Below are 7,971 nucleotides of genomic sequence, written 5' to 3' on the forward strand. Positions count from 1 at the left end.
TTAGGCCCTAGTAGTTAGTGTATCTTCAATAAAGATTACACTGATATAAGTAACGGTTTGAAGGATTAAAATTATGCTGGGCAAGTTTAAATGCCTCTTATTTACTATATGCTGTGTACTAATAGCTCCTAGCTATGCCCAAAATAGTGATTCGTTATTTGAGCAATTCAAAAACGAAGTGCAGTGGGAGCCTAAATTACAATTAGCAAATACGTTACTTGCTAATAAAAACGTTTCTAAAAAAGAGCGTGTCGCTGTTTATTCGGCATTAGGTAATAGTGCGTTATCGGCTGATAATTTTAAAGAATCTTTACACTATTTTAAATTATTAGAAAAAAACACTTCAGATACTTTCTTTCCTGACGAGCACTTTCGTGCAATAAAAATGCAAGGTGTAGCACTTTTTTATCAAGGCTTATTTCAAAAGGCCATAAGTGAATATACCCGCACCCTAGTATTAGCTGAAAAAAATGAACAACTACTTGAACAAGCAAATTTACTAAATAATATTGGTTTGGCTTATTTTAATATGAATAAGCTAGGCGATACCCTAGAGTTTTACTTAAAGGCAAAAGCTATTTACGAAGCGCACGGTAGTGAGCAAGATCAAACCGACATATTACTTAATATAGCAGGCGTTTATATACGCTTATCACGCTACGATAGTGCATTTAGTCTTTATCAAGATGTACTTAAAGTTTATCAGCGGTTAGATGATAAAAGTGGTATTGCGCAGGTATACAACAATATGGGTGTTGCTCATATGGAGAGTAATCAATTTGACTTAGCACTTCATTATTACCAGCTAGCGCTGCGTTATTATATTTCAGCCAATGATTACAATAAGTTATCTACGCAATATACTAACTTGGCAAATACTAATTTAGTGTTAAAAAAAGTAGATGAAGCGTACGAGCAAGCTAAATTAGGTGAGTACTATGCGCTTAAAATAGGTAACCATAATTTAGAGCTTAATGCGCTACATGCGCTTGGTAAAATTCAGTTTGTTAAAGGCAACTTAGAAGAGGCGAAAATAAGTTTAGATAGAGCTATTTCACTTGCCCACGAATATGGCAGTGAGCGAATAATTAGGGAGGGTTTAGGGACTAAAGCACTACTTGAAGCCAGTAAAGGCGATTATTCAAGCGCAATGGCCTTGCAACAAGAATATATTAGTGAGCTACGAAAACTCAGAAGTACAGCAATTATAAATGCACTAGCGGTACTTCAGCATCAATTTAAAGCAACACAATTAAACCAAGAAATAGAAAAACTTAAACAAGATCGACGTGTGCAAGAGCTAAAAATGTCGCAGCGTTCTCAGCTTACTTTATTCTCTTTTTTACTATTACTTTTGGTTGTTGTAACTGGTATTGCGCTTTACCGCCGTGGCGCAGAAAAACGCGCTAAGCAGCAGTTAACAGAGCAAGTTACGCAGCGCACTGCCGAGTTACAGGCAATAGCACAGGAGCTAAGAGAAGCTAACGATGTTAAAAGCCAGTTTTTGGCCAATATTAGCCACGAAATCCGCACTCCACTAACGGCTATTTTAGGGCAAACAGATGCTTTAATTAATGAATTATATGAGCCTGAGTCACTTAAAGATGAATTAAGAGTAATTCAGCGCCATAGCGACCATTTAAAAAGCTTAATAAACGACGTGCTCGATTTAAGTAAAATTGAAGCTAATAGGTTAGAGTTAAATATTTCGTGCTTTGATATTGTAGAGCTTGTAAATGACGTACATGCAATGTTTATCACTCAAGCAAAAGCAAAAAATTTACGCCTCATTTTAGACAATCAAGTGGGTAATGAGTTTTACACTAAGCTGGATTTAATACGCGTAAAACAAATTCTTATAAATTTATGTGCTAATGCTATTAAGTTTACTCACGCTGGCCAAATCATTATTGCTTTAAATAAGAGTGAACAAGGGCTAGTGATTATTGTAAAAGATACCGGTATTGGTATGAGCTCTAAACAGTTAAAGCTTATTTTTGAATGCTTTAGCCAAGCTGATAACAGTATTAGCCGTCGCTTTGGGGGGACAGGGTTAGGCCTTAGCTTATCGCAACAATTAGCCGCGATGATGGGCGGTTATATCAGTGTACAAAGCGAATACAAAAAGGGCAGTCAGTTTTCGTTCTTTTTACCGTGCGCAGAAGTAAATAAATCGCAAAGCCTGATTGAAACTCAAAGTGCTCCAAAGGTAAATAAGCAATTGGCAGGGCGTGTTGTACTAGCAGAAGATCACCCTGATAATCGAAGGTTAATAAGCCGCTATTTACGTTCAATGGGGCTCGAGGTTATTGCCGTTGAAAACGGTGAGCAAGCGGTAGAGCAGTGCTTAAAAGAGTATCCTGATTTAGTGCTACTCGATATTCAAATGCCTGTGATGGATGGGCGTTCTGCTTTTCAGCTATTAAAACAGTGTGGTTTTGAACGGCCTATTTTTGCTTTAACTGCAAATGCTATGAGTCATGAAGTGGATGGCTATTTAGAGTTAGGGTTTAGTGGTTACTTAGGTAAACCGATAGATAAAGAGTCATTTTATAAAGCGCTTTCCAGCCACCTACATAATGCAGAAGATCAGCCAATTACAAAGCAAAATGAAGTTGATATGAGCGATCTTGTCATTAGTTTTAAGCAAAGCTTTGCTTTGGAGAGTGAAACGATTACTCAGCATTTCATAAGTGAAGATTTAGCCGCGCTACAAAAAGATAGTCATCGCATTTTAGGAGCGGCGCAAATGTTTGGTTTAGATGAAATTGCGCAATCGGCTCAAAGTTTAGATAGAGCCCTTTTACGCAGGACCCAAAAAAGTAGTGCGAATGACTTTAAAGCGCTCGTTGATACGCTGCAGAGTGTACTTAAAAAGTATAACGAAAGTTAAACTGTGTTTAATCCAGACATAAAAAAAGCGCCTTAGGCGCTTTTTTTATTCAGCTAAAACGCTTTATTGGCGTCTCATCGAATCAAAAAATTCATCATTGGTTTTGCTCATCGATAGTTTATCGATTAAGAATTCCATTGCATCAATTTCTGACATGTCATGAACAATTTTACGTAAAATCCAAAGCTTTTGAAGCTCATCTGGTTTTGTTAGTAATTCTTCACGACGAGTGCCTGAACGATTAAAGTCGATAGCAGGGAATACACGTCTTTCCGCAATTTTACGGTTAAGGTGAAGTTCCATGTTACCAGTACCTTTAAACTCTTCGTAGATAACTTCATCCATTTTAGAGCCGGTATCGATAAGCGCTGTAGCTATAATTGTTAAGCTACCACCTTCCTCAACGTTACGTGCAGCACCAAAGAAGCGCTTAGGTTTATGTAATGCGTTAGCGTCAACACCACCAGTAAGTACTTTACCTGATGAAGGAATAACGGTGTTATAAGCACGTGCTAAACGAGTGATTGAATCCAATAAGATAACAACATCTTTTTTATGTTCAACTAGGCGTTTTGCTTTTTCGATAACCATTTCGGCAACTTGTACGTGACGAGAAGCTGGCTCATCGAACGTTGATGCAATAACTTCACCTTTAACTAGGCGTTGCATCTCAGTTACTTCTTCCGGACGTTCATCAATAAGTAAAACCATTAATGTTACATCAGGGTGATTATGCGTAATTGATTGTGCAATGTTTTGAAGTAGCATTGTTTTACCCGCTTTTGGCGGAGCTACTAACAAGCCACGTTGGCCGCGGCCAATAGGAGATGCTAAATCAAGTACACGGGCTGTAATATCTTCTTTACTGCCGTTACCACGTTCCATGCGAAAACGTTCGTTTGCATGTAGTGGAGTAAGGTTTTCAAAAAGAATTTTAGTTCGAGAGTTTTCAGGTTTATCAAAGTTAACTTCATTTACTTTGAGTAAAGCAAAGTAACGTTCACCGTCTTTAGGTGGACGAATAAGGCCTGAAATTGAATCGCCAGTACGCATGCTGAAACGGCGAATTTGGCTAGGTGAAACATAAATGTCATCTGGCCCAGCTAAGTAAGAGGCTTCTGATGATCTTAAGAAGCCGAAACCATCTTGTAAAATCTCTAATACACCGCCGCCGAAGATATTCTCTCCGCCTTTGGCATGGGATTTAAGAATGGCAAAAATGATATCTTGCTTTCTTAAGCGGGCTACGTTTTCGAGCCCCATGGACTCAGCTAAGTCTACAAGCTCTTTAATCGACTTGTCTTTTAATTCGCGTAAATGCATATTGGTGGGTTCTTTATTACAGTTGTCATACTCAAAATCGCTTTGATCGTTGAGTGAGGTTTGTTGAATATAACTAAGGATTAGTTGGCTTTATAAACTAGCAGTTCACTGGCAAAGCGTCCAGTCTTTATACAAAATAAATTTAAAAAAGGGCAAAAAAGCCCTTTTTATTGTTCTAGCTTACCGTTAGATGTTGTTTTCTAAAAACTCGATAAGTTGAGTTTTTGAAAGAGCACCTACTTTCGTTGCAGCTACTTGGCCATCTTTAAAAAGAAGTAAAGTAGGGATACCACGAATACCAAACTTTGGCGGTGTGCCAGCATTTTGGTCAATATTTAATTTAGCAACAGTCACACGGCTGTCGTATTCATCAGCAACTTCGTGAAGAATAGGGGCGATCATTTTACAAGGTCCACACCATTCAGCCCAGAAATCTACTAGTACTGGTTTGTCTGATTGTAATACGTCAGCTTCAAAGCTATCGTCAGTAATTTGGATTATTTTCTCGCTCATTGCGCTCTCCGATTTAGTTAGGCGAAATATTTAGTGCGTATTTAAACACTCTTGTTTCTTATTGCAAGTTTAAACGTTATGCTTAAACGCTATGACTAAGACACATTTAACCGATAAAAAGTTTTCAGACTTTGCTATCGCACCGGAAGTGGTTGCCGGTTTAACCGAGAATGGGTTTGAATATTGCACACCTATTCAAGCAAAATGCCTACCTTTTATTTGTGATGGACGCGATATCGCGGGCCAAGCTCAAACGGGTACAGGCAAAACGTTGGCGTTTTTAACCGCCACGTGCCATCGGTTATTACAATCTAGCAAAGCACCTAGTAAACATCCAAGAGCCCTGATCATGGCCCCTACTCGGGAGCTTGCGATTCAGATACACAAAGATGCTAAAATTTTAGCGCCGCACTGTAATCTTAACTTAGGTTTAGTATATGGTGGCGAAGATTACGAAAAACAACGTGCACAACTAGAAAAAGGCGTTGATATTTTAATTGGTACTACAGGTCGCCTAATTGATCTGTATAAGCAAGGCTGTTACACCCTTAATGAAATTGAGGTAGTCGTGCTGGACGAAGCCGATCGTATGTTCGATTTAGGTTTTATCAAAGATATTCGCTATATGTTCGATCGTATGCCAGATACATCAAAGCGTTTAAACTTATTATTCTCTGCCACATTGTCGTACCGCGTACAAGAATTAGCTTTTGAGCACATGACAAACCCAGAGCATGTTCAAATTGAACCTGACGTTAAAACGGGTAAACGTATTCAAGAAGAGCTATTTCATCCTTCGCAAGAAGATAAAATTAAGCTGTTGTTAACCTTAATTGAAGAAGAATGGCCAGAGAAGGCAATCGTGTTTGCAAATACCAAGCATAGTTGTGAGACGGTTTATGCTTGGCTTAAATCAGACGGTCATCGTGTAGGTATGCTTACTGGTGATGTTAACCAGAAAAAACGCCAAACTATATTAGCGCAATTTAGCAAAGGTGATTTAGACTTTTTAGTTGCGACCGATGTTGCAGCGCGTGGTCTTCATATTCCAGAAGTAAGTCATGTGTTTAACTTTGATTTACCTGACGATTGTGAAGATTATGTTCACCGTATTGGCCGTACTGGCCGCGCTGGTGCATCAGGCCACGCAATTAGTTTTGCATGTGAGCAATATGCATACAACCTGCATGAAATTGAAGAATATATAGAGCACAGCATTCCTTTATCACATTATGATAAAACAGCATTGCTAGATGATTTAACTCAGCCTATTATTCAAAGAAAGCGCAACTATTCAACAGGTCCACGTAACCGTAGTAATAATAGCGGACGTCGCCCAAATAATAGTTACCAAAAAGGACGGTCGTAAGCGACCGTTTGTATAAGTAGTAGTAACTAGAGGTTTTTGAACGGTGGGGCAACTTAAACCGCAAAAAAATGTGTACGCAGTTATTGATTTGGGCTCAAATAGCTTTCATATGCTTATTGCCAAATCAATTGCTGGCGGTCTACTAACAATTGGACGTGTTAAACGCAAAGTCCGATTAGCCGCAGGGCTTGATAAAGGAAACGTATTAAGTACTGAAGCAATGCAGCGAGGCTGGGAATGCCTTGCCCTTTTTGCTGAGCGTCTACAAGATATCCCAGACAAAAACATCACCATAGTAGCAACAGCTACCTTACGCTTAGCAACTAACGCCGAAGTATTTAAAAATCATGCCGAAAAAATTCTAGGTCATAACATTAATGTTATCAGCGGAGAATTAGAAGCGCGCACAATTTATAAAGGTGTTGCCCATACTTCATCTTGTACTGGCAAACAGCTTGTTATTGATATTGGTGGTGCAAGTACAGAAGTTGTAATTGGTAAAGCATTTGATGCCCTACATTACAAAAGCCTCAATATGGGGTGTGTTACCTATCTTGAACGCTATTTTAAAGATTGCCAACTAAGTAAGAGTAACTTTAACGCAGCAATAAAAGCGGCTCGTACAGTCATTGATGAAATTTCTCCAGAGTATAAAGCAGCTGGATGGGAAATTGCATCTGGAGCTTCTGGTACAGTACAAGCAATTCAAGAAATTATGGTCGCGCAAAATCTTGACGACTTACTTACACTTGAAAAGCTCAACACCATAAAAGATCAAGCAATTGCATTTAGCACTATTGCAGCGCTAGACCTTCCTGGGTTAAGTGAAGACCGTCGACTGGTATTTGTATCAGGACTTGCAATCTTAATCGCACTATTTGAATCTCTTGAAATAGAAAAAATGGGATTGGCGGGTGGAGCACTGCGTGAAGGTGTTTTATATAGCATGGTTCCGGAGTTTCATAATAACGACATTCGCAAACGCACAGTTGATGGGTTTATGAGCCGTTATCATGTTGATCAAAAACAAGCGTGTCGAGTTTCAAGCTTGGCAATGCAGTTAGCGCTGAGTATTGATAAAGATTGGCCAATTGAAAGCTTAAATGGGTTACCACTATTAAAAGCGGTAGCGCAGCTTCATGAGATTGGATTACTAATAGAGTATAAGCAGTACCATAAACATACCGCTTATATTTTGGAAAATACCGATATGCCTGGTTTTTCACAGTCAGAGCATAAATTAATAGTAGCGGTAGCAGATGCACATCGATCTGATTTTCCAAAAGGTTGTTTTAATTCACTCGGCGTAAATAGTCTATTAGCACAATATATAGTGAGATTACTACGAATAGCAGTCATTTTATCAATGCGCAGACAAGATGATGTACTGCCTAAGTTTAAGTTAACTGCTAAAAATGAAGTGTTAGACCTTAAGTTTGAAAGTAACTGGTTAAAAGATCATCCATTAATGGCTAGCGAGCTGCAACAAGAGTCTAAACAGCAAGGAAAACTTGGCTGGAAGCTCATAGTAAACTAATTAAAAAGGCCCATCAGGGCCTTTTTAGTGTTTAAAGTAACCATTTCGATGTAAATATGTGCGAACCGCATATTATTTCAAGTTTTCTTCAAAAAAGGGTTGATCTGTTTTCGGATCTCCCTATAATGCGACCCCACTGAGACGGGAAACAGCAACGCATAGCGAGGCACGAACTACTCACAGAGTTAAATAAAACTTCGGTTTTAAATCTTCCAAAAGAAAGTTTAAAACAAAGTGTTGACTCGAAAAATAAAGGGTGTATTATTCGCATCCCTTGAGACGCTAAAGCGACTCAAAACGTTCTTTAACAATATAAAGCAATCATCTGTGTGGGCA

The 7,971-nt window shown here is 38.7% G+C and carries 5 protein-coding genes; 3 read left to right on the plus strand and 2 right to left on the minus strand.

Annotation, left to right across the window (positions count from 1 at the left end; translation table 11 throughout):
• Positions 1-73: 73 nt before the first annotated feature.
• Positions 74-2,893 carry an ATP-binding protein gene (locus tag H5092_RS15715; protein WP_002960946.1) on the plus strand — a complete coding sequence of 940 codons (2,820 nt, stop codon included), beginning with the start codon at positions 74-76 and terminating at the stop codon, positions 2,891-2,893.
• 63 nt (positions 2,894-2,956) lie between these two features.
• Here the strand turns inward: H5092_RS15715 and rho are convergent, their stop codons facing one another.
• Positions 2,957-4,216 carry a transcription termination factor Rho gene (gene rho / locus H5092_RS15720; RefSeq protein ID WP_002960945.1) on the minus strand — a complete coding sequence of 420 codons (1,260 nt, stop codon included), beginning with the start codon at positions 4,214-4,216 and terminating at the stop codon, positions 2,957-2,959.
• A 186-nt stretch (positions 4,217-4,402) separates the two neighbouring features.
• Entirely contained in the window at positions 4,403-4,729 is a 327-nt protein-coding gene (gene trxA / locus H5092_RS15725) for a thioredoxin TrxA (protein ID WP_002960942.1), read from the minus strand.
• Between the two features lie 91 nt (positions 4,730-4,820).
• On the opposite strand from trxA, the gene rhlB reads away from it, so the two are divergent.
• Both rhlB and gppA read left to right on the plus strand, forming a co-directional pair.
• Positions 4,821-6,098 (plus strand): ATP-dependent RNA helicase RhlB, encoded by a 1,278-nt coding sequence (rhlB, locus tag H5092_RS15730; protein WP_002960940.1) that lies wholly within the window; start codon positions 4,821-4,823, stop codon positions 6,096-6,098.
• 43 nt (positions 6,099-6,141) lie between these two features.
• Positions 6,142-7,635: a guanosine-5'-triphosphate,3'-diphosphate diphosphatase gene (gppA, locus tag H5092_RS15735; protein WP_182733938.1), complete on the plus strand. Its 1,494-nt coding sequence runs from the start codon at positions 6,142-6,144 to the stop codon at positions 7,633-7,635.
• Positions 7,636-7,971: the final 336 nt, after the last annotated feature.

The organism is Pseudoalteromonas sp. SR41-7, assembly GCF_014163935.1.
Classification (GTDB): domain Bacteria; phylum Pseudomonadota; class Gammaproteobacteria; order Enterobacterales; family Alteromonadaceae; genus Pseudoalteromonas; species Pseudoalteromonas distincta.